15 protein-coding genes are annotated in these 19342 nt (G+C 50.9%); 3 read left to right on the plus strand and 12 right to left on the minus strand.

Translation table 11 applies throughout. The annotated features are described in order from the left end of the window. Positions 1 to 55: 55 nt before the first annotated feature. From galE to QUW60_RS00830, 8 genes are all read right to left on the minus strand, one after another. Positions 56 to 1090 carry a UDP-glucose 4-epimerase GalE gene (gene galE, locus QUW60_RS00795; RefSeq protein WP_289558108.1) on the minus strand — a complete coding sequence of 345 codons (1035 nt, stop codon included), beginning with the start codon at positions 1088 to 1090 and terminating at the stop codon, positions 56 to 58. 171 nt (positions 1091 to 1261) lie between these two features. Continuing rightward, entirely contained in the window at positions 1262 to 1864 is a 603-nt protein-coding gene (gene rsxA / locus QUW60_RS00800; protein WP_258336867.1) for an electron transport complex subunit RsxA, read from the minus strand. A 17-nt stretch (positions 1865 to 1881) separates the two neighbouring features. Continuing rightward, the gene (gene rsxE / locus QUW60_RS00805) at positions 1882 to 2466 is read right to left on the minus strand and encodes an electron transport complex subunit RsxE (protein ID WP_258336868.1); all 585 of its coding nucleotides are present in this window, start codon (positions 2464 to 2466) and stop codon (positions 1882 to 1884) included. Then, the gene (locus QUW60_RS00810) at positions 2459 to 3241 is read right to left on the minus strand and encodes an RnfABCDGE type electron transport complex subunit G (RefSeq protein WP_289558109.1); all 783 of its coding nucleotides are present in this window, start codon (positions 3239 to 3241) and stop codon (positions 2459 to 2461) included. The genes rsxE and QUW60_RS00810 overlap by 8 nt, the downstream gene beginning before the upstream one ends. Then, positions 3238 to 4227 (minus strand): RnfABCDGE type electron transport complex subunit D, encoded by a 990-nt coding sequence (locus QUW60_RS00815; RefSeq protein WP_258336870.1) that lies wholly within the window; start codon positions 4225 to 4227, stop codon positions 3238 to 3240. Before QUW60_RS00815 ends, QUW60_RS00810 begins: the two co-directional genes overlap by 4 nt. Before the next feature lie 12 nt (positions 4228 to 4239). Beyond that, the gene (rsxC, locus tag QUW60_RS00820; protein WP_289558110.1) at positions 4240 to 5577 is read right to left on the minus strand and encodes an electron transport complex subunit RsxC; all 1338 of its coding nucleotides are present in this window, start codon (positions 5575 to 5577) and stop codon (positions 4240 to 4242) included. Between the two features lie 25 nt (positions 5578 to 5602). Beyond that, positions 5603 to 6481 carry a Fe-S cluster domain-containing protein gene (locus tag QUW60_RS00825; protein ID WP_289558111.1) on the minus strand — a complete coding sequence of 293 codons (879 nt, stop codon included), beginning with the start codon at positions 6479 to 6481 and terminating at the stop codon, positions 5603 to 5605. Between the two features lie 14 nt (positions 6482 to 6495). Further along, positions 6496 to 6891 carry a SoxR reducing system RseC family protein gene (locus tag QUW60_RS00830; RefSeq protein WP_434736823.1) on the minus strand — a complete coding sequence of 132 codons (396 nt, stop codon included), beginning with the start codon at positions 6889 to 6891 and terminating at the stop codon, positions 6496 to 6498. Positions 6892 to 7303: 412 nt separating this feature from the next. Between QUW60_RS00830 and QUW60_RS00835 the strand changes: the two genes are divergently transcribed. Next, positions 7304 to 7954: an HU family DNA-binding protein gene (locus tag QUW60_RS00835; protein WP_289558113.1), complete on the plus strand. Its 651-nt coding sequence runs from the start codon at positions 7304 to 7306 to the stop codon at positions 7952 to 7954. Between the two features lie 143 nt (positions 7955 to 8097). On the opposite strand, the gene QUW60_RS00840 is transcribed toward QUW60_RS00835, so the two are convergent. The 4 genes from QUW60_RS00840 to lepA all read right to left on the minus strand — a co-directional run bounded on the left by QUW60_RS00840 (position 8098) and on the right by lepA (position 17699). Then, positions 8098 to 9447, minus strand: a complete 1350-nt coding sequence (locus QUW60_RS00840; protein ID WP_289558114.1) for a RagB/SusD family nutrient uptake outer membrane protein — start codon at positions 9445 to 9447, stop codon at positions 8098 to 8100. Positions 9448 to 9459: 12 nt separating this feature from the next. Further along, positions 9460 to 12804, minus strand: a complete 3345-nt coding sequence (locus tag QUW60_RS00845; protein ID WP_289558115.1) for a SusC/RagA family TonB-linked outer membrane protein — start codon at positions 12802 to 12804, stop codon at positions 9460 to 9462. Between the two features lie 32 nt (positions 12805 to 12836). Then, the gene (locus QUW60_RS00850) at positions 12837 to 15392 is read right to left on the minus strand and encodes a zinc-dependent metalloprotease (protein ID WP_434736826.1); all 2556 of its coding nucleotides are present in this window, start codon (positions 15390 to 15392) and stop codon (positions 12837 to 12839) included. Positions 15393 to 15917: 525 nt separating this feature from the next. Further along, positions 15918 to 17699, minus strand: coding sequence for a translation elongation factor 4 (gene lepA / locus QUW60_RS00855; RefSeq protein WP_289558116.1), 1782 nt, complete (start codon positions 17697 to 17699; stop codon positions 15918 to 15920). Between the two features lie 93 nt (positions 17700 to 17792). Between lepA and QUW60_RS00860 the strand changes: the two genes are divergently transcribed. Together QUW60_RS00860 and QUW60_RS00865 are read left to right on the plus strand one after the other, a co-directional pair. Next, a complete protein-coding gene (locus QUW60_RS00860) occupies positions 17793 to 18383 on the plus strand; it encodes a LemA family protein (RefSeq protein WP_258336878.1) in 591 nt (196 codons plus the stop codon). Between the two features lie 12 nt (positions 18384 to 18395). Then, positions 18396 to 19325, plus strand: a complete 930-nt coding sequence (locus QUW60_RS00865) for a TPM domain-containing protein (RefSeq protein WP_289558117.1) — start codon at positions 18396 to 18398, stop codon at positions 19323 to 19325. The last annotated feature ends 17 nt before the right edge of the window (positions 19326 to 19342 follow it).

Consider the following 19342-nt stretch of genomic DNA (forward strand, 5'->3'; position numbering starts at 1 on the left):
CATTCATAAAACGTGTAAAACACGTCTTATGTTTTACCAATTTACAAAATATAAATTACATAATACCTTTTTCACGCAGATGAACCTGCCACTTCCATGCAGAACGCAACGTGTCTTCCAGTGTAGCCTCAGCCTTCCATCCCAACTCCGTGTTGGCATAAGCCGGATCAGCCCACACTTTCACGATATCCCCTGCACGGCGGCCCGTTATCTGATAGTTCAATTTCACGCCAGTAGCTTCTTCGAACTTATTGATCAGTTCGAGCACAGAAACTCCGCGTCCGGTACCTACATTGAACACCTCAACTTTGTCTTTCTGCTTGTCTTCCAGGATACGGTTCATGGCAATCACATGAGCCTTGGCCAGATCCACTACATAAATATAGTCGCGGATGCAGGAGCCGTCAGGAGTATCATAGTCATCACCGAACACGCTCAACTTTTCGCGGATGCCCATTGCGGTTTGAGTAAGATACGGAATCAGGTTCTGCGGTACGCCGTTAGGCAATTCGCCGATCAAAGCTGTAGGATGCGCACCGATCGGGTTAAAGTAACGAAGCATGATAGCATGGATCGGAGAACCCGAAGCAACCGTATCACGGATAATTTCTTCGTTAATCTGCTTCGTGTTGCCATAAGGAGATTCAGCTTTCTTGATCGGAGCATCTTCAGTTACAGGCAGCTTGTCGGGCTGGCCATAAACCGTGCATGAAGAAGAGAATATGATTCCCTTTACGTTGTGCTTGGGCATCAGCTCAAGTATATTAATCAAAGATACCAGGTTGTTGCGGTAATATAACAGCGGTTTCTGAACAGACTCGCCGACAGCTTTGCTGGCTGCAAAATGGATGATGCCCTGAATGCCCGGATATTTGGCGAAAACGTTGTCAAGCCCTTCATAATCCAGACAGTCAACTTTTTCAAAAGCCGGACGAATACCGGTAATCTGTTCGATACTGTCTACGACATCCGCACGCGAATTAGACAAGTTATCCACGATTACTACATCGTATCCGCTATTTTGCAGTTCAACTACAGTATGCGAACCGATATATCCAGTTCCGCCAGTTACAAGAATTCTTTTTTTCATGACCAAAGTTTTTTTTGTATATTGTGTATTATAATGAGTTTTTTATTTATGTTAGAGCAAATATAAGAAAAAGGATTGAGAAAACCGCCTGATTAATAAAAAAAGTGAGTTGAATATAGTTTATTTAAGTTTCAGACAGCGTTTCAATCCTCCCTCTGTTTTTCAGGCCATTCAGCCAAGCCCGAACAATACGGCAAGCCCCTTGTCTACACCGGAGAACCCCATAAAGGCCATAGCCAGCAATCCCGCGGTTATCAATGCGATAGACATGCCTTGCATTCCTTTCGGTATGTTCACCAGACTGAGCTGCTCGCGGATACCGGCAAACACAATCAGTGCAAGAGCAAAGCCCAAGGCCGTGGAGAAAGCATAGACAACACCTGTAAGCAGATCAAAGTCCTTTTGAATGACCAGAATCGCCACGCCCAGGATGCAGCAGTTCGTAGTGATCAGCGGCAGAAAGACTCCCAAAGCCTGATACAGCGCAGGGGACACTTTCTTGAGAATAATCTCCACCATCTGCACCAGTGCGGCTATCACAAGAATAAAGGCTATCGTCTGCATATAAGCAAGTCCGAACGGATCGAGCACAAACTTCTGTATCACATACGTGACGATAGTCGACAGGGTAAGCACGAAAGCCACCGCCGCTCCCATTCCCATTGCCGTCTGCACTTTCTTCGATACGCCCAGAAACGGACAAATGCCAAGAAACTGCGACAGGACAATGTTGTTTACAAATATTGCGGTAATAAATATCAGTACGTATTCCATAATGCAACGTTTTTAAGTCAGGATTTTCTCAAACGGTTCACGATGGCTATCAGATAGCCCAAAGCAATGAAAGCACCCGGAGCCAGCACAAAAATCAGCATTCCATAACTTTCGGGAACAATCGCCAGGCCGAACACTTTGCCCGTGCCGAGAAATTCACGCACGCTTCCAAGAAGAGTCAGAGCGACGGTAAAGCCCAGGCCTATGCCCAGCCCGTCGAAGAAAGAAGCCACCGGACCATTCTTGCAGGCAAAAGCTTCGGCACGTCCCAGCAGGATGCAGTTGACCACAATCAGGGGAATGAACAAGCCAAGCGTAGCATACAGTCCGGGCACATAGGCCTGCATCACCATCTGCAGTATCGTTACAAATGCGGCTATCACCACCACGAAAATAGGAATGCGGACCATATCCGGCACCAGATTCTTGATGGCAGATATCACCACATTCGAGCAGATAAGCACAAACATCGTGGCCAGTCCCATCCCCATGCCATTAAGAGCAGACGATGTGGTTCCCAGCGTAGGACACATACCCAGTAAAAGGACGAATGTAGGATTCTCCTTAATCATCCCATTGAGCAAGACTTTCAGATTATTCATGGCTGCCTCCTTTCTGTTCTGAAGTTATCGGATCATGGCCTTCCGACGGCTCGGCATACAAAGTTGCTCCGCTCGAAGCATCCGCTCCCTTGCCGGTTCCGGCACCGCCTTCCGCCTGCTGCGTCGCTCCGCTCGAAGCGTCTGTATCTGCTTCCGTTTCTACAGGCTCCTCAACCTGGCCCGAAGCTCCGCTTGAGGCATCCACCTCTCCTTTCATATACACAGTGTATGCGTTGTTTACAGCCTGAAGAAAGGCACGCGAAGTAATGGTAGAAGCAGTTATGGCATCAACATCTCCGCCATCCTTTGTTACCTTGAGCGGAGATTCTCCCGGATTCTTCCCCGTGATGTCACCCTTTCCACCTTTCTTGAACCAGTCGGCAGCTTTCGATCCCAGCCCCGGAGTTTCCGAATGAGCCAGCAGCGAATAGTCGATGATGTTTCCTTCGGCATCAAACCCGACTAGCACCGTCAGGGCACCTCCGAAACCGCCGGCCGACGCTTCTACCGCCGCACCGATAAAGTTTCCGTCTTTCGTAGCGCGGTATATCTTATACATTGTCCCTCCGACTTCCACCTCTTCAGGCGATTCGGCAGGGTTATTGTCAAAGCCTGGCACAACCAGAGCGATGGCATCGCTCAGTGCCTTGGCATTGGCCTGGGCAATAGGACCTGCGGTCACATTGTTGACCCAGCCCAGCAACGCCCCCGCGACCACAGAAAAACCGGTCAGCGACAGGAGCATGTTTTTCAGTGAGGAATCAAGCTTTTTCATTTTTTCACTACCTCCCCAAAACGTTTAGGTTTACAGAATGTATTGATCAGCGGAGTGAAAGCGTTCATGATAAAGATCGCGAACGACATTCCTTCCGGATAAGAGCCGAACAAACGGATAACCACGGTAAGAAAGCCGATGGCTATGCCATAGATTACCATCCCCTTACGGGTCATGGGAGAAGTCACATAGTCGGTTGCCATGAAGATGGCTCCCAGCATCAGTCCTCCGGTAAACAGATGAGCCCAGGGCGAGGCGTAAGTCGTCGGGTCAGCCAAATGCATCAGCCCCGTAAAGACAAACACCGTTGCCAGAATCGACACCGGAATGTGCCAGGTGATAATCTTCTTCCAAAGCATATAGGCCAGGCCCAGCAGCAGGGCAAGCGCGCTTATCTCGCCGATGCATCCCGGATTGTTTCCCAAGAACAGATCCAAGCTGTCCGGCAGCTGGGCCAACGCGCCGGCATTGCCATGAACCGCCTGCTTCATCAGCGAAAGCGGAGTGGCGGCAGTTTCGGCGTCGGTATAGCTGGCAAGCTGGCCGGGCACAGGCCACGACGTCATCTGCACGGGGAACGAAATAAGCAGAAAGATACGTCCCGCCAGAGCCGGATTGAAAGGATTGCAGCCCAGTCCGCCGAACGTCATCTTGGCTATGCCGATAGCCACCAAAGCACCGACAACAATGATCCACAAAGGGATGTTTGAAGGAAGATTGAATGCCAGCAGGATTCCTGTCACCGCAGCCGACCCGTCCATTATCGTGGTCCGCTCACGCTTCAGAATGAACTTCGTTATTGCCCACTCAAAGAATATGCACGCCATGACTGATGTCAGCGTAACGATTACAGCTCCCAGCCCGAACATATAGAATGACACCAGCAAGGCAGGCACCAAGGCTATGAGCACGCCGTACATATTTTTCTGTACGCTGTCGCCGCCATGCACGTGGGGAGATAAAGATACGATCAATTTATTTGCCATAAGATTCTTCTATTATTTTTTCGCATTGCGTGCGCGGATGATTCCGCCCACCTTTCCTTTTCCCAGCCGGATATAGTCGAGCATCGGACGGTGGGAAGGACAAGTAAACTGACACGACCCGCACTCGATGCACGACATTATCATTTCGTGTTCCACACGCTCCCAGTCGCCATGCGCCGAACACGTAGCCAGCAAATAAGGCTCCAGCCCCATCGGGCACGCGCTGACACACTTGGCGCACCGTATGCAAGGCTGCGGAGCCGTCCGTCCGGCCTCTTTCCGGTTCATTATCAAAACGCCCGAACTGCCCTTACATACAGGGACTTCAATTGTGGCAAGCGCCTTTCCCATCATCGGACCGCCTCCGATAACCTTTCCCGTATCTTCCGGAAGTCCGCCTGCCGCATCAATCAGCAGGCTCATCGGCGTGCCGAGCCGCGTCAGGAAGTTAGAAGGTTCGGCCAGCGATTTGCCGGTCACCGTCACAACACGTTCGATCAGCGGCTTGTTCTTCTGCACCGCTTCATACACGGCGAAAGCCGTACCCACATTCTGCACCACCGCCCCGACATTGACGGGAATTGCAGGAGGTGCAGGAACCTGCCGGCGGATGACGGCATCTATCAGCTGCTTCTCTCCTCCCTGAGGATACTTCACTTTCAAGGGAACAACCTCTATGCCCGGATAGCCGGCCGCCTTTTCAGTCATAATCCGGATTGCGTCGGGCTTGTTGCCTTCAATCCCTATATAAGCCTTGTCCACTTTCACGGCCTTCATCAGGATGCTCACCCCTACCAGCACTTCGTCTGTCTTTTCGAGCATCAGCCGATGGTCGGCGGTGAGATACGGTTCGCATTCAACGCCATTGATTATCACATACTCTGCCTTGCATCCCGGAGGAGGAGTGAGCTTGACATGAGTCGGGAAGCATGCGCCGCCCATACCGACCACTCCCGCATTCTTTATCTTTGCAACGATTTCTTCAGCCGAAAGGCTGCATTCCCTGACCAGCGCAGAGCTTCGGTCGATGCCTTCCTCCCATTCGTCGCCTTCCACATCAATGACAATGGCAGGCTTGCGGTAACCGCTCGCGTCAACCACATTATCGATTCTGTTCACTTTTCCGGAAACCGACGAAAAGATTGCAGCCGAAACAAAGCCTCCCGCTTCGGCTATCTTCGTGCCTACCTTCACCGCATCGCCTTTCTTCACGACGGGCACAGCCGGAGCGCCGATGTGCTGCGACAGAGGAAAGACAGCCTGTCCGGGAAGCCCTGCCTCACGGATGGCCTTGCCTGCCGACAGCTTGTTTTCCGCCGGATGAACTCCGCCTATTCTAAATGTTTTCACAGTTATTCTTGTTTAAATTCTTGATTCAGTTTACTTGCGCTTTTTCTGCCTGGCCGGGCGCGTCTTCTGCCGCAGCCTTCGCTTTGCGCGGAGGGAAATTAACAGCAACAATCGCTCCCTGCGGACATTCCATCTCGCACTTGCGGCACGACTTGCACTTGGCCGGATCGATGTACGCCAGGTTGTTCTCCAGCGTAATGGCCTCAAAAGGACAAACCTTGACACATTTTCCGCAACCGATACAAGCCGCCGCACAAGCCTTTCTGGCTACAGCCCCTTTGTCTTTGTTGACACAACGGACATACACCCGCCGGCTGTTCTTCCCCTTCGGCCGAAGCTCGATGATGCTGCGCGGGCAAGCCTTGACACAGGCTCCGCAAGCGGTGCACTTCGCTTCGTCCACTTCGGGCAAGCCCGTTTCAGCGTTCATCCGGATGGCTCCGAACTGGCATGCCGCAACGCAATCGCCGCATCCCAAACAGCCGAACGTGCATCCGGTTTCCCCGCCGTAAGTCGAGCTGGCCACCGCACACGAGCGCACACCGTCATATACCGTCAGCCTGGGACGGTTGGCACATGTCCCGTTACACCTCACTACAGCCACCTTGGCTTCTGCGGCCACAGCTTCCAGTCCGAGGATAGCCGCAACCTTCTCCATTGTAGCCTGCCCTCCGACCGGACACAGTTTTCCCTCCAGCGAACCGGCCTTCACACAAGCTGAAGCGAATCCGGAACATCCCGGATAGCCGCATCCGCCACAATTGGCCTGCGGCAACACTTCAGCAACCTTGCCTATTCGAGGATCTTCATACACGGCAAACTTCTTGGAAGCCACATACAAGACGACCGCAGAAACCAGTCCTATAGCGCCCAATGAAATCACTGCCACCAAAATCAGATTCATAGATAGTTAGTTTATTAATTGATTATTGACTCTAAGGTAAAAACGAAAGTCCGCTTCAGACGGTTCCGGAAGAAATAAAGCCCTGCATAATAAGGTGCAAGCATCCCCAAAGCCACCAAAGCCGACAACGGCTCATTGCCTCCACTGAAATTCATGGCCGCAAACAGCGAAACAAGCATAACCAGAAAAGGACAGACAAAAGCCCATGCCACAGCCTTCAGTCCCAGCGACGACGCTCCTTCAATCATAACCTGCTGGCCTACACGACATTCCATCTGCTTGTCATTGATAACGTCGACCGACTTCTCTTTCGCATCGGCCGCGCTGCAATGCCCTCTCACGCCGCATGATCCGCACGCAGATGTATGCACGATTCTTACCTTCAGGCAAGAGCCATTTATGTTTTCCACAATACCGAGATGTTTTATCTTGTCAGCCATTTTGCAAACCGTACATTACAATGCAGGAGCAAATGTAACATAAAAATTGTTTCGTTGGTAACGTTCACGGAGAAAATCGAATTAAAAACTGCTAAAACAAGCGGAACACGATGGACAATATGCCAAACAGCAGATTACTTAAATATGGAATCGGCAGAAATACAGGCCCCGCTTAATACGCCGGCAGTTCCAAGCAGAAACCGGACAAAAGCCAGACAGAATCTCTGCCTTTCCGGCGCAAAGCCGGTCCTTGCACAAACGAAACTGGAAACCACAATGTGGAATGCAGAAACCACGATGCCGTTTATACAAACCACACCGCGGAATGCAGAAACCGCATTGCAAAACATATTGTCCAACAAGAAAAAACAAACAAAACACCATGGCAGCGAAGTATACGATGCAGGAGATGAAGAATCTCAGGAAAGAAGGAGAAACCTTGCTTTATCCGAAAATGGTCATGCAGGATTGCTGCGGAACCGACGAACTGGCCAGAATGATAGCCGGAGAAACCACGTTCAGCACGGGAGAGATACGGGGAATCATCGGCCAGCTTGCCCAGAGAATGGCCAGAGAAATGGCTGGCGGACACGCGGTGAAACTCGAAGGAATCGGCACGTTCACTCCCTCGCTGACTCTGAAAAAAGGCAAGGAAAGGGAAACGCCCGATGGAGAAGGGACACGAAGAAATGCGGAAAGCATTGAAATAAGGTCGGTAAACTTCAGGCCGGCAAAAGAACTGGTTCAAGAAACAAGCCTGCACTGCCGACTGGAACGGGCGCCGAAGAAGTCGAAGCTCCATGTTTCTGAATATACGCCCGAGCAACGGCTGGATATGGCGAAGCGGTTTCTCTCCGAACATGCCATGATGACCGTAAGCGACTATGCCAGACTGGTGGGGCTGAGCCGGACCACAGCCAGCAAGGAACTGCGCAAATGGCTCGAAACAAACAGAAAAGACATCGGAACCAAAGGGAAAGGCTCCCACCGGATTTATGTAAAGGCTCCCGGAGCAGAAGGAAAGCAGGCATAAAAAAGGGAGCGGCGGCATTCAAAAAGCCAGGCGCGGGGACACAGCGTTCATGCACAAAAGCTGAACACACGGTTCCCGGACCTGGCCTTTCAACTACGTCGCTCCCCTAAAAAGACTTGTACGGCTCTTCAGCGGAAAGACATTCAGTTCTGAAGTCCCGGATTGGCATCGATGGCGTCTTGGGGAATGCGCAGCGTATAGCGCGAGTCGTTCTCCTCCAGCACATACGATTTGCCGCCGATTTCCTTTTCAATCCTCGGGCGCGAAGTGCGTCGCAGGTCAAACCAATAATGGCCTTCGAAAGCGAGTTCACGCATGCGCTCGTCCAGTATTTCCTGAACCAGCTCCTCCTGGCCCATCGCTTCTGCCGCCTTCGCTTTCTCTTCATAGCCGGCCTGCGTGTAGCGGTTCTTCACCAGCTGGAGCAAGCGTTCGCGGGCTTCGGGCAACTTGCCAAGGCGCGCAGCCGCTTCAGCCGCATTCAGATAAAGCTCGCCGGTGCGGAAAGAGCATTTGTACTGCGATTTTCCTCCCCTCACCGAGATGTAATTGCCGTTATCGTTTTGCGAGAAGTACGTTGCCCGGCGGAGATCCTTCCCGTTTTCATACCGCTCCACAAAAGCAGGAGCCACCTTTATTGAAGGAGCATTCGATTCGCCGCAGATAATCTCGTAGGCGTTGATCATTTCGGCCGAATCAAATTCGCCGGGAAGCTTCGGCGTTTCTCCGCCCGAAGCGTTCAGGTCAACCAGGTCAGCCTTCACTTTCAGCACCTGTTCCGCAGCCTGGTATGCTTTTTCCCATTCGCCCATATAAAGGTATACCCTCGATTCAAGAGCCTCGGCCGCCAGCGAAGAAAAGCGGTAAATATACTGGGTTTCCCATATATCCTTGCTCATCAGCGTCTTCGCGCGCGCTATGTCCGAAAGCACCGCATCATAGATTTCTTTCACCGTGACACGTCCGGGCGTTCCCTCCAGATCCATGTCCCACTTCAAGGGAACGGCCTTGCTTTCGGGTCCTCCCGCTTTCGTATAAGGCTCTCCGTAAAGATTGACCAGCAGGAAATGCATGTATCCGCGCATCATATAGGCTTCTCCCACCAGCTGGTTCACGTCTTCAGGGCTTCCGTCAGCAATTTCGTCCTGCTTGGAAATGATTGCATTCGCATAATAGATGTTGCTGTAATAATCCGACCAGCCGAACTGGCGGGTGCTTGCTCCCGGATTCACATCGTTCCAAATTTCGATATCCTGGTAGATATTGACATCATAACTGCTGCTGGCAGATACGAAAGCGGCATCAGTGCGCAGCTCACAAACGCCCCGGTCGCTCATTTTCTTGTCGTAAGCCGTGGCAAGCAGCGCACGGTAATCTTCGAGCGTGCTCGGAATGACCTTCCCTACCGGCTGTATATCAAGATAAGAGTCGCAGGCAGGCAATGAAAACAGGCATCCGGCCAAGAATGCTGTCTGGTATAGTTTCTTCATCATAATGATCATACGTTAAAAGTTAAGATTCAAATTAAAAGTCACAGACTTCGGTATCGGTGTGGAATACAGGTTGCCCATCGATTCCGGATCCATATAATTGCTGTAGTCACTGCTGATGACAAACAGGTTGCGCGCCTCGATCGCAACGGTTGCATCGCCGATGCGCAGCTTGTGAGTCCATTCGGAAGGAAGGCGGTAAGCCAGGCGCAGGTTCTGCAAGCGGGCGTAGTTCAGTTTCTTCACCCAGATATCCAGCGAATTATAGATGTCCCTTCTCGAATTGAACAGGTAATAGTCGGCCGGATTCGTTCTTTGTGTTGCCAGCGCAGGCAGCGTGCCGTTCGGATTTTCCGGCGTCCAGCGGTCGAGAATATCCCGGTTTACGTTGCGCCCCAGGTCAAAGTCTGTGATGGAATAGCTGGGAGAAGTGCGTACATGCGCCCCGAAGTTGAACGAGAAGTTGATGTTCAGCTCCCAGTTCTTGTACGACAATGTATTCAGGAATCCGCCCGTATACGGCGCGTCTGTCGTTCCTGCATAGGTATACATATCCCTCTGCTCTTCCACGGTAGCTCCAATGTTGTATGAAGCGTCACCCGCTCCGGTATCCGTCATCTTGAACATTTCTTCCACGGTCACGGCATTTCCCTGCTTGTCTTCCAGCAGAATCTGCCCTGTTTCCTTGTCGATTCCTTTCGTTTTCAAGGCAAAAATCGCTCCTACCGGATAGCCTTCCAGACTCGGCGTTGTCTGATCTTTCTCCGTAATCACTTTCAGCACCTCGTTCTGGTTGTATGCGAAGTTGAAGGTCGTGTACCATGAGAAGTCTTTCGTTGCAATGTTCCGTGTCTGCAGGTTCACTTCCACACCTTCGTTGCGCATACTTGCCCAGTTTATGGTCATGGTGCTGAACCCGTTTTCAAGAGGCAGCATTTTCGATCCGATCAGATCCGTTCCTTTCCGGTGATAATAGTCTACGCTCAGGTTGATCGCCTGGTTCAGCACAGAGAAGTCCAGCCCCACATTATACGTGGCGGTCTTTTCCCATCTCAGCTTGCTGTTCGGCGCACTGTTGATGGCAATGGACTGCTCGCTTCCAAATCCGGGCAGCAGACTCACATTGTCGTAAATGCCCACAAGGAAAGGCGACGTGTTCTTGTCGATGTTTCCCTGCAGACCGTATGAAAAGCGCAGGGCCAGATTGTCCAGCCATTTCGCTTCCTGCATGAAAGTTTCGTTGGAGATTCTCCACAGAGCACTGGCCGAATAGATGGGAAGGAAGCGATACTTCTTGTCCACCCCGAAGAGGTCAGAGCCATCCAGACGGACGCTGGCCCCGAACGTATAGCGGTTCATGAGCGTATACGAACCATTGGCGTAGAACGAAGCGAAAGCATTCTCCTGATAGCTTTTGCTTTTCAGCTTCCAGTCGTTTGCACGGCTCTCGTCGGGGAACACGATGTTCTGGAACGTCAACGTCTTCGGATCATAGCCATACCCGGTTGATGCCGTGTTCTCCAGCCAGTTCTTGCGGATTTCCGAACCGGCCATCACCTGCACGTCATGAATGTTTCCGAACGTATTCTTGTATTCTCCCTGAAGCTTCCAGGTAATCTGCGAAGTCGTGCTGGATGTATTCCGCAGCATTCCTCCTTCCGGTATGAGGTAGATGCGCGTCCCGTTCTTATAGTAAGTGTTGTTTTCACGCTGGTTGCGCATGTTGTATGTATTTTTGCCCACATACTCCTCTTTCGCAAGCTGGTCCCACTGAACGCCTACCTGCGACGACACCTTCCACTGGTCATTGAAGCGCAAGTCTACATTGAAGATCGAGTTGATGGCAGTAGTCACCGACTCGTTTCCGGTATTGGCCCGCTCCTCAAAGATATTGAATCCTTGCTTCTCGTCACGCTCGCTGCCCTCCAGCACATCGTAGTCGTACAGATAATTTCCTTCCTTGTCGAACGGCTGGAAATAAGGGCTGGCTATACGCGAATAATACACCGGATTGATCAGTCCGTACGTATCCGACACGAAAGAAGTGTTTTTCCGCCGGTTGGCAAACACCGAGATTCCCAGCCTCAAGATCTTGTTCACCTGATAGGAAGTCTTGCTGGTCAGATTGAAACGCTTCATGCTCACGCCCGGCACATTTCCGTTCTCTATGGTATATCCCAGCGAGTTATAATACGTCACCTTTTCGGTTCCGCCCGAAATGCTGAAGTTATATTCCTGCGTAACGGCATCACGGAAAAGGATGTCGTTCCAGTCTGTGTTTATTCCCCTCAGCCGGTTGATCGCCTCCTGCGTTTCAGGGCTCAGCGCGTCCCATCCCTGTTCGCGGTAGAGCGCAAGCTCGTCGTTCGCCTTCAGGATAGCGGCCACCTCGCCCTTTTCCCTGAATACGGGATATTCTATAATGTCCCACATCAGGAAAGGTTTTTCTTTCATAAGCTGCAGCTCCAGATTTACCTTTTCATCGGCATTCAGCAGATTCAATCGCGAAGTGTCGAGATTCGGCGTATAGGTCAGCTTGGTATTGAAGTTGACGACAGGCTTGCCGGTCCGTCCTCTCTTCGTCGTGATTATGATGACACCGTTTGCCGCACGCGCTCCATAAATGGCCGTAGCGGCTGCATCTTTCAAGATAGTGATGTTCTCGATGTCGTTCGGGCTCAAGCCGGCAACAGACGACTGGCCGATATTGACAATATCGTTGGCATTGTTCGCGTCCATGGCCGGGATGTCCGTTCCTTCCAGCGGAATGCCGTCCAACACCCAAAGCGGGTCTTGGGTTCCGTTCAGCGAGGCCGTACCGCGGATACGTATGCGGGCCGGCGCTCCCGGAGCGCCCGAAACGCTGGTCACCGACACACCGGCAATCTGACCGGCCAGTGCCTGGTCAATGCTTGTAGAAGCTCCCACCATCGACTCGGTCACTTCCACCTTTGAAATGGCGGCCGTCAGTTTGCGCCGTTCCAACTCTTGGTATCCCGTAACCACAACGTCTTCCAACATGTGCGACATTGGCTGCAAGATTACCCGATAATCGTTTTTGTCTTCCTTCAGCTTTATATGCAGATCTTCAAATCCGATATACTTGAAACCTAATCCAGTCACCTTATCCGGCACAGACAGAGAAAACTTTCCGTCAATATCGGTTATAGTAGCTACAACCGTCCGGTTATCACCCACTCTCTTCAGCTCCTCTGCAGGCACATAAACAGATGCACCTACCAGCGGCTGGTCATCCTCACCGGAAATCACCACTCCGGTCACAATACGGTCGCCGGCATACGCCCTGGCGAACAAGTTGATCAGAAGGCATAATGAAATGCCAAAAAGTTTTTTAGTCATAAATTTATCAAGCAGTTAAAGAAAAAAAATAATCAGTTGATACCCAACGCCGTATTGATGCGCAGAATCATATCCTCATAATGATAGCGCACCGCCATATCCGATGTTCCAAGGCGTTTCTGCAACAGTTTCCTGATGCGCAGCAATTCTCCGCGCTTCACCGATATCGCATCCGAGATCCGCGTAAGCTGGCTTCCGTAGAAATTAAGCACGCGGGGAGCACCCATCCGTTCATCGCTCTCTCCATTTGAACACTCTGCTTCACCGCAAGCAAACAGGCAGTGGCCTCCAGCCAGCTTCTTGTTGATTTTCACGGCCTCCGGTTCGGCGGCGGCAGTCATCAGGGCATCGAGGAAATTCTTCTGCAACGAACGTTCCATCACATCCGGATTTCCCCCTCTCTCAGTCACTCCAAACAAGCTTCTATGAAGTTCATCCATCATTTCAACCACGGTAAACGCATCCTTTCCGTTTTCATACTCATTCTCAATCATACGCATCAGCCTGTTATTCCCCAGCAAGTCCCAAAGAATATATGCCTGGGCATTCTTCAGAATCTGTGCGGGCGCGTTTTCCTGCACTCCGTTCGGCGTGTCACGAAGCAGGTAGGTATATTGCCCCACTTCCGTGTCAAAGAGCCATGCCGGATAAGTCAGCACCTGATCAATCAGAAAACGAAGCGCCTCTTTCTGACGGCTTTTCTCCACAAACGTATACGTCTTCACTCCGTCGCCTACCGTCGTGTTCTCGATATAGATGCCGCCGATATTGGCCAGCACATGATACAAATAATTGTTCCATTGGTTTATGACGGCATAATAAAGCCGGGAAGCATCCTCGTATGTCTGGCCCTTCTCTCCGGTAGTCGTCCATTTCAATATCTCCGGAACGATTCGTTTCAGGTTAGCGATTCCATACAAAGAAGAACGCACCGGATCATCTCCCAAGTCTTCATTCTGCGCACGGGGATCTACTGCATCCCTCACGTCCTGTGCTTCGCTGTATTTGTAGAGTTTTCCACTATATTTGCCCAACAGGTCATACAAGAGGTCTTTTTCCTCTTCCGGAGAGTTCTTCCCGTACCAGCGGTAACCATACTCTATCGCAAACTTGTCATAAGGACCGATATGAGGCGAAAGCACCTTTACGCCATCTCCCGGCTGCGCCACATAATTGAAACGGGCGTAGTCCATGATGGAAGAAGATGTTGAGTTCATCCGCGAAGTGAATGTGGCAGACCGCAAAGAATCGGTCGGGAAGGCAGCCGACGCCATCATGTTATGACGCAGTCCCAAAGAGTGGCCCACTTCATGACAAGCCACAAAACGGATAGCGTCGCCCATCAGCGAGTCCGGCAACTGTACGTTTCTCGCTGCCGGACAAACGGCTCCTGTCTGCACCGTTATCCATTCGCGCACCATCGACAACACATTATGCCACCACATAATGTCAGCTTCAAGAATCTCTCCCGAACGCGGGTCCAGTATCGACGGTCCCATCGCATTCTTCTTTTCAGATGCCGCGTATGTCACCACAGAGTAGTTCACATCATCTGCGTCAATAGCAATGCTGTCTGACATCTCCCTGGCCTGAATCGCATTCTTGAATCCTGCCTGCTCAAAAGCAGCCTGCCACTCCTCGATTCCTTTCTTTATATAAGGACGCCACTGATAAGGCGTAGAATTGTCAATATAAAAAACAATCGGTCTGGCCGGCTCCACCAACTGGCCGGAAAGATAAGCCTCGCGGTCTTCCGGCTTCGGCTCCAGCCGCCAGCGAGTGATGAAATGCTTTTTGTCCGTTCCCTGCTGGCGGTCGCTGAAACTCAACAGCGGATTTGTGAAATACCCCACCTTCTGATTGTCAAAACGTCCCTGCATCGGCACATCCGGCAATAACATCAACGACGAACTTACCTCAACCGTCACATAAACACTGGTTGTCCCCTCGGTCACCTTGGTTGTCAGTTCGGATGTGGCGACCACATTGTTCGCAAACGACTTGATCGACAAGATCCGCGAAAGATTCTTGATGGCAGAAGTTCCCAGATTAATATTGGTAAACACATTGTTGATGCTGGTTTCCGTGCCGTCGTAAATATCATTCACCTTAATGACCACCGCTGTAGAATCTTCATTGACAGCTTCAACCTTAAAGCCCGCAATCAGCGGAGAAATAAAATTGTCTTTCACAGACTGGCTGATCGCATCTTCGGGAGAAACAAGAGGAAGCGGACGGCGCTGGCGAAACATAAGCTTATTGTCCGCCTTATTCCACTCGATACTTACCATTTGATTTTCATAGTTCACTCCACGATTCACACCCGCCTCATTCAACTCAGAAGGCACACGCTGCAATTTGTTCACCACCAGCATTTCTTTTCCGAGCAAGGAAACCGGGACTTCAAAATAATAGTCATTCCCTTTCTGGTACACCGAAAACATTCCTTTTGAAACCTTGCTGCCTTTCACAAGATCCTCGTAGGGAGATGCCTTCTGTACCTGTTCCGTCGACTCCTTCTTTTTCTTCTTAAACCATCCCAACTGACCGGCTGCAACTGTGGAAGGAAATGCAAATCCTTCCGCCATGCCAACGACCAGCATTAAAATTACTACCTTACAAACTCTCATATCTTTAGTTTTATTAAAAAGTCCACAAAAATATAACATAGGAAGCAGACAATTTTCATTGTGAACAACAACAAAGAAATATTAATATATTTTACGAAAATACAATTTATGCCCAAACAGGCGGCAGAATGTTTAAAAAAGGGAAACAGCATCCTCATGCTGAGCTAATTCCACCGAAGTTCTCCACGAAGAGAAAAGCCGGAGCGCTACTCTTCCAAAAGGGCAGAGGCGCAACACTCTACCCGCAATTCCTCACAGCACACCGCTGCCCATAAAGACAGCAACCTCAATGCTGCAATGATTGTGCGCATCCTGAATTATCTGCATTGATTCAAAGCCAACAAGATTCCGTACCAGACATTGAAAAACAAGAAACCCGCCGGCAGAGTTAAATACGCATTCATTTAACTCCACCAACGGGCAACCCTGTATTTTATGCCTTTTACGCTTAAGAAGCGTTTCACGCACTTTTTTATCAAACGACTAATCCAGCTTCAGCACCGCCAAGAACGCCTTTTGAGGCACCTCCACCGTACCGATCTGCTTCATGCGCTTCTTTCCGCGCTTCTGCTTTTCGAGCAACTTGCGCTTGCGGCTTACGTCGCCTCCGTAACATTTGGCCGTCACGTCCTTACGCACAGCCTTGATGGTTTCGCGGGCAATGATTTTCGAGCCGATGGCCGCCTGAATAGCAATCTCAAACTGCTGGCGCGGTATCAGTTCTTTCAGTTTTTCACACATCTTGCGTCCCAAATCATAGGCATTGTCAAAATGAGTAAGCGTAGAAAGCGCATCTACCGATTCGCCGTTGAGCAGGATATCGAGCTTGACCAGCTTCGACGGACGGAAACCAGCCTGATGATAGTCGAATGAGGCGTATCCCTTTGAGATGCTTTTCAGCTTGTCGTAGAAGTCAATGACAATTTCTCCCAGCGGCATCTTATAGTGCAGTTCCACACGGTTGCCCGAAATATAGTCCTGACGGACCAGTTCGCCGCGTTTGCCCAGACACAGCGTCATGATAGGCCCGATGTAGTCGGTAGTCGTGATGATGGAAGCGTCGATATAAGGTTCCTCGATACGGTCTATCAATGTCGGGTCTGGCATTCCGCCCGGATTATGCACTTCCTGCACGCCGCCCTGCTTGTCATACACCATATACGACACGTTCGGCACGGTAGTAATGACACTCATGTCGAATTCACGGTCAAGACGCTCCTGAATGATCTCCATATGAAGCAGTCCCAAAAAGCCGCAGCGGAAACCGAATCCCAAAGCCAAGGACGATTCCGGCTGGAAAGTCAATGAAGCATCGTTCAACTGGAGTTTCTCAAGCGAAGCCCGAAGATTCTCGTAATCATCCGCCTCTATCGGATAAAGACCGGCAAACACCATCGGCTTCACCTCTTCAAATCCGGCGATTGCTTCCGCACACGGACGGTCGACGTGCGTAATCGTATCGCCCACCTTCACTTCCCTCGAGCTTTTGATACCCGAAATGATATAACCTACGTCCCCCGTACGCAACTCCTTCCGCGGAACCATGTCCATCTTTAGCACGCCCACCTCATCAGCATCATATTCCTTGCCCGTGTTGAAAAACTTCACATGGTCGCCTGTGCGGATGACTCCGTTTTCTACCTTAAAATATGCGATGATTCCGCGGAACGAATTGAAGACCGAATCAAAGATCAATGCCTGTAACGGAGCATTCTCGTCCCCCGTCGGACAAGGGATGCGTTCCACAACAGCTTTCAATATGTCTTCCACCCCCATTCCTGTCTTTCCGGAAGCACGGATAATGTCTTCCCTCTTGCAGCCCAGCAAGTCGATGATTTCGTCCTCCACCTCATCGGGCATCGCACTGTCCATGTCACACTTGTTCATCACCGGAATGATTTCCAGATCGTGCTCAAGTGCCATATAAAGATTCGAGATGGTCTGAGCCTGCACACCCTGCGAAGCATCAACCACAAGCAATGCGCCTTCACAGGCCGCTATCGAGCGTGAAACCTCATACGAAAAGTCCACATGCCCCGGAGTATCGATCAGATTCAGAATGTACTTTTCACCGTTGTAGGTATATTCCATCTGAATGGCATGACTTTTGATTGTGATGCCTCGCTCGCGCTCCAGATCCATGTCGTCGAGCATCTGACCTTCGGTTATCTTAATCGTTTTCGTGTACTCCAGCAAACGGTCGGCCAACGTCGACTTGCCATGATCAATATGGGCAATAATGCAAAAATTCCTTATATTCTTCATATATAGTATAGCAACATTCTAATTTTAGCGGCAAAGGTATGAAAAAAATGAGATTTTTATGTATGTTTGCCAACGAAACTAATATTCATACATATGAAAAAGAAATGGATTACCCCTATCATTATCGCAGCAGTCCTCATCATGCTGGTTGCGTGGTGTGCGTCTGCCTATAATTCGCTCGTCACCCAGGAAGAGGTTGTCAACACGGCATGGAGCAACGTGGAAAATCAGTACCAGCGGCGTTCTGACCTTATTCCCAACCTGGTGAACACAGTAAAGGGATATGCCGCACACGAAAAGGAAACGCTTGACGCTGTGGTGTCTGCGCGTGCCAAAGCCACACAGACACACATCGACATAGACAATCTCACGCCTGAAAGCATGGCAGCCTACCAACAAGCGCAAGGCGCGGTAGGAAGTGCGCTGAGCCGTCTGCTCGTCACCGTGGAGAAGTATCCGGACCTGAAAGCGAACGAAAACTTCAAGGAACTTCAGGCGCAACTGGAAGGAACTGAAAACCGCATCAGTGTAGAACGTCGGAAATTCAACGAAGCGGCACGCGGATTCAACACCACCATCAGACACTTCCCCAAAAACATCATTGCAGGCATGTTCGGATTTGAAAAGCATCCTTATTTTGAAGCAGAAGAAGGAAGCGAGAAAGCCCCCGAAGTGAAGTTCTAACCAGCAGGGATTATGAAACGGTTGACATTCATCGGACTGTGGTGCTGCCTGTGCGTGTGGTGCTGCCTTCCTCTTGCCGCAAAAGAATATACGGTAAAGGAGATACCGATGGTGCATCTGCAGAACAAGATGCGCTACGTCAGCAACCCCGACCGCGTATTGTCGGATCATGCTGTGGCCGTCATGGACACCATGCTCTATGCCCTGGAACAACAGACAGGCATCCAAGTGCTTGCAGTGGCCGTAGAACAGATAGCGGGAGGCGACTGCTTTGAGTTCGCCTACCAATTAGGACGCACCAACGGTGTAGGACAAAAAGGAAAAGACAACGGACTGGTGGTGCTCCTGGTCACCGGCGAACGCTGCATCCAGTTCGCCACCGGCTACGGACTGGAAGGAATTCTCCCTGATGCTCTCTGCAAACGCATCCAAGACCGCTACATGCTGCCGGCATTCGGCAAAGGCGACTGGGACGAAGGAATGGTTGCAGGCATACAGGCCGTGAGGCAGGTGCTGCCAGACGAAGAAGGCGCACCGACTCCTGCCGAAGAAAATTCTGACAACGTGCTGCTGCTTGTCGCTTTAGCATTCTGCTTTGCCGGCGTTCCCATCCTGCTGTGGTTTACTATCCGCCAGCGCAGGAAATGTCCGAAATGCCGTCATTACAAGCTGCGCCAGGTGTCTTCGCGCACCGTTTCGCGCATCGCCGGAATAAGGACAGTAGAAACAGTATACCGCTGCGCCCACTGCGGATACATACACCGGGTACAGGAGCAGAAAGACGACAATGACCTCGGCCACCGTGGAGGCGGGGGCGGTCCGTTTATCGGAGGCCCGTTCTTCGGAGGTTTCGGAGGCGGACGCGGCAGCGGAGGAAGCTTTGGAGGAGGAAGTTTCGGAGGAGGCGACTTCGGAGGAGGAGGAGCCGGAAGCCGGTTCTGAAAGGAAAGCAGATAAAC

Origin of the sequence: Bacteroides gallinaceum, from assembly GCF_030373775.1 — a bacterium.
GTDB classification, from domain to species: Bacteria; Bacteroidota; Bacteroidia; order Bacteroidales; family Bacteroidaceae; genus Phocaeicola; species Phocaeicola excrementipullorum.

Coding starts and splice junctions, on each gene's coding strand:
- galE (WP_289558108.1), bottom strand. CDS start 1,090: ATGAAAAAAAGAATTCTTGTAACTGGCGGAACTGGATATATCGGTTCG.
- rsxA (WP_258336867.1), bottom strand. CDS start 1,864: ATGGAATACGTACTGATATTTATTACCGCAATATTTGTAAACAACATT.
- rsxE (WP_258336868.1), bottom strand. CDS start 2,466: ATGAATAATCTGAAAGTCTTGCTCAATGGGATGATTAAGGAGAATCCT.
- QUW60_RS00810 (WP_289558109.1), bottom strand. CDS start 3,241: ATGAAAAAGCTTGATTCCTCACTGAAAAACATGCTCCTGTCGCTGACC.
- QUW60_RS00815 (WP_258336870.1), bottom strand. CDS start 4,227: ATGGCAAATAAATTGATCGTATCTTTATCTCCCCACGTGCATGGCGGC.
- QUW60_RS00825 (WP_289558111.1), bottom strand. CDS start 6,481: ATGAATCTGATTTTGGTGGCAGTGATTTCATTGGGCGCTATAGGACTG.
- QUW60_RS00835 (WP_289558113.1), top strand. CDS start 7,304: ATGGCAGCGAAGTATACGATGCAGGAGATGAAGAATCTCAGGAAAGAA.
- QUW60_RS00840 (WP_289558114.1), bottom strand. CDS start 9,447: ATGATGAAGAAACTATACCAGACAGCATTCTTGGCCGGATGCCTGTTT.
- QUW60_RS00845 (WP_289558115.1), bottom strand. CDS start 12,804: ATGACTAAAAAACTTTTTGGCATTTCATTATGCCTTCTGATCAACTTG.
- QUW60_RS00850 (WP_434736826.1), bottom strand. CDS start 15,392: ATGGCGGAAGGATTTGCATTTCCTTCCACAGTTGCAGCCGGTCAGTTG.
- lepA (WP_289558116.1), bottom strand. CDS start 17,699: ATGAAGAATATAAGGAATTTTTGCATTATTGCCCATATTGATCATGGC.
- QUW60_RS00860 (WP_258336878.1), top strand. CDS start 17,793: ATGAAAAAGAAATGGATTACCCCTATCATTATCGCAGCAGTCCTCATC.
- QUW60_RS00865 (WP_289558117.1), top strand. CDS start 18,396: ATGAAACGGTTGACATTCATCGGACTGTGGTGCTGCCTGTGCGTGTGG.